Annotated in this window: 1 protein-coding gene; it reads left to right on the plus strand. The window is 73.5% G+C overall.

All coding sequences use genetic code 11. The features are described 5' to 3' along the window. Positions 1-2,358: SpnB-like Rossmann fold domain-containing protein (locus tag AC5L38_RS44025; protein WP_495248785.1), on the plus strand; the 2,358-nt coding region annotated here is incomplete at both ends.

Genomic DNA, 2,358 nt, shown 5'->3' on the forward strand with positions numbered 1-2,358 from the left:
GGCGGCGCATGTGGCCGGGGTGCTGTCGCTGGCTGACGCGTGTGCGCTGGTGGCGGCGCGGGCGCGGTTGATGCAGGGGTTGCCTGCTGGTGGGGCGATGGTGTCGGTGCGGGCTTCTGAGGAGGAGGTCGCCGACCTGCTGGCGGGCTGTGAGGGTGAGGTGTCGGTCGCGGCGGTGAACGGTCCGTCCTCGGTGGTGATCTCCGGGGTGGAGGAGGCGGTGCTGGAGGTGGCCGCAGCTCTGGAGGAGCGCGGGGTCAGGACGAAGCGGTTGCGGGTGTCGCACGCCTTCCACTCGCCGCTGATGGACCCGATGCTGGAGGAGTTCCGGGCCGTGGCCCGGACGCTGACCTACGACCCGCCGCGGATCTCGATGGTGTCGACCCTGACCGGTGAGGCGGCGACGGTGGAGCAGCTGGGCTCGCCGGACTACTGGGTGGAGCAGGTGCGCGGCGCGGTCCGCTTCGCCGACGGCATCCGGACGCTGCACGCGCAGGGAGTACGGGCCTATCTGGAGCTCGGCCCCGATGGGGTGCTGGCCGCAATGGCCGCCGACACCCTCGCCGCCGAGGATCGGCCCGTCGCGGACGTGGTGGCGGAGACTGACGCGGTGGTGGTGCCGGTGCTGCGCGGGGACCGGGACGAGCCGTCGGCGATCATGTCGGCGCTGGCGCGACTGCACGTGCACGGGGCGGCGGTGGGTTGGGAGTCGGTGCTCGCGGGTGGGCGCCGGGTGGAGTTGCCGACGTATGCCTTCCAGCGCCGGCGCTTCTGGCCCGACGGCGCGGCCTCGCGGGTGGGGAACGTGGCGGCCGCGGGGCTGGCGGCCACGGGCCATCCGTTGCTGGGTGCCTCGGTCGGGCTGGCCGGCTCCGACGGGGTGCTGCTGACCGGGCGGTTGTCGCTGGGGTCGCACCCGTGGCTCGCCGACTACGTGGTGGCGGGTTCGGTGGTGGTTCCGGGCAGCGCGTTCGTGGAGCTGGCGGTACGGGCGGGCGACCAGGCCGGCTGTGACGTGATCGAGGAACTGACCCTGACCGCGCCGCTGGTGCTGGGTGAGCGGGACGCGGTCGCGGTGCAGGTCTGGGTGGGGGCGGCGGACGGGTCGGGCCGTCGCGGCGTGAGCGTCTACGCCCGGTCGGCCGAGGCCGCCGACGAGGAGCCGTGGATCGAGCACGCGACCGGTGTGCTGGCGGCCGGAGGCCGCGCCGCCGTGTCGTTCGATGCGGCGGTGTGGCCGCCGAGGGGTGCGTCGGTGATCGAGCTGGATGGGGTGTATGAGCGGTTCGTTGCGGGTGGGTTGGATTACGGGCCGGTGTTTCAGGGGTTGCGGGCGGCGTGGCGTGGCCGGGATGGCGAGGTGTTCGCCGAGGTCGTTCTGCCGGAGCGGGCGGCGTCGGGCGCGGGTGCGTTCGGGTTGCATCCGGCGTTGTTGGACGCGGCGTTGCACGCGGTGCCGTTCGCCGGGCTGGATGAGTCGGAGGGTGGCCGGTTGCCGTTCTCTTGGGGTGGGGTGTGCCTGCACGCGGTGGGCGCGTCGGAGCTGCGGGTCCGGCTGACCAAGGCCGGTGATGACGCGGTTTCGTTGGTGGCGGTGGACGCGGCAGGAGAATTGGTGGTGTCGGCGCGGTCGCTGGTGCTGCGGCCGGTCGCGGCGGAGCGGTTGACCGCCTCCGGTAGGGACGCGTTGTTCGGGGTGGAGTGGACGCCGCTGACGGATCTCCCGACCGCCGATCCGCTCCCGGTGGCGGTGCTCGGCCCGGACACGCTGGGTGCCGTCGGGGCGCTACGGGTGGCCGGGGTTTCAGCGCCGGTTCACGCGGATCCGCTGTCGCTGGTGGAGGCGGGTCCGGTGCCGGGTGTGGTGCTGACGGAGGCGCTACCCGGCCGGGCCGGCGGGGTCGTGGAGTCGGTACACGAGTTGACCTCGCGTGTTCTGGGCTTGCTGCAGGGGTGGCTGGCCGATGAGCGGTTCGCCGATTCGCGCCTGGTGCTCCTCACCCGGCGCGGGGTCGTGGCCGGTGCCGGAGAGGACGGTGAGGCGGCGCCGGACCCGGTCGCGGCGGCGGCGCGAGGACTGGTCCGCAGTGCCCAGTTGGAGAGTCCGGGCCGGTTCGTGCTGGTGGACGTGGACGATCGGGAGTCTTCGCTCGCGACCCTGTCCGGCGCGCTGCCCGCGCTTCTGGCCTCGGGCGAGCCGCAGGTGGCGGTACGCGGGGGTGAGGTGTGGGTGCCGCGTCTGGCGCGGGTGGTGTCCGGCTCTGACCATCGTGCCTGGAATCCCGAGGGGACGGTGTTGATCACTGGTGGGACCGGTGGGTTGGGGGCGGTGTTCGCGCGGCATGTGGTGGCCGAGCG

The organism is Streptosporangium nanhuense (assembly GCF_059358815.1).